This is a genomic window from Bradyrhizobium sp. P2_E8, assembly GCF_056403875.1.
This window is the reverse complement of sequence record NZ_JBFUES010001673.1, coordinates 1-898: the sequence shown is the minus strand read 5'-3', so window position 1 is coordinate 898 and position 898 is coordinate 1. Positions and strand designations below refer to the sequence as shown.

At 58.8% G+C, this 898-nt stretch carries 1 protein-coding gene; it reads left to right on the top strand.

Annotated features, from left to right (window positions below; translation table 11 throughout):
- Positions 1–170 precede the first annotated feature (170 nt).
- Positions 171–898 (top strand): aldo/keto reductase (locus AC1D00_RS43145; protein ID WP_477014927.1); only part of this gene is annotated, 728 nt, incomplete at its 3' end.

The window sequence follows — 898 nt, the reverse complement described above, 5'->3', positions numbered from 1 at the left end:
TTGGGAATCTTGCCCCTCTCTCGTCTAAAGTCCGGGTCGATGGGTAAGCGCCCCACGAGACCAACATACATTCGGCAGGACCGAACTTGCAGTTTGACAAAAGCACGTTGAAGGATGGTCGTCCGCTGGGTAGCGAGCTCAGCAACTCTTGTTGCGCCGAAGGAGAGCCCATGAGCGTCACGACTGCCTCGTTGAAGATTTCTGCGGGACCCGCGGTGAAGGTGCTGCCGCTTGGGCTTGGACTCATGTCGATGTCAGGAGTTTACGGGACGGCCGACGAGGCCGAATCGATCGCAACAATCCACCGTGCTCTCGATCGCGGGATAAACATGCTCGATTCCGCCGACATGTATGGGTGGGGCCATAACGAGGAACTGCTCGGTCGCGCGCTGAAGGGACGAAGGAACGAAGCGATCGTTGCAACTAAGTTCGGCCAGACACGTGAACCGAATGGAAGCATGCGAGTCGACGGCCGTCCCGAATACGTTTATCTGGCGTGCGAAGCGAGCTTGAGGAGGCTTGGTATTGAAACGATTGACCTCTACTATCAGCACCGCATCGATGATGCTGTGCCGGTCGAAGAGACAGTCGGCGCGATGGCCCGCCTGGTCGAGCAGGGCAAGGTCCGCGCCCTTGGCCTGTCGGAGGCTCACCCGGAGACTATTCGCAGGGCATCCGCCGTTCATCCGATTGCTGCGATCCAGAATGAATACTCCATACTATATCGCACGGAGGGGGATGAAACGCTGAACGCGCTCAAAGGCACTGAGACGATGTTCGTTGGATATGCTCCTCTTGCCCGCGGCCTGCTGGCGGGCTCGCTTCCTCTAAAGGAAGGGGCCGATGTGCGCCGCACATTCCCACGCTTTGCTCCGGCCAACCTGGCAGTGAACCTGGC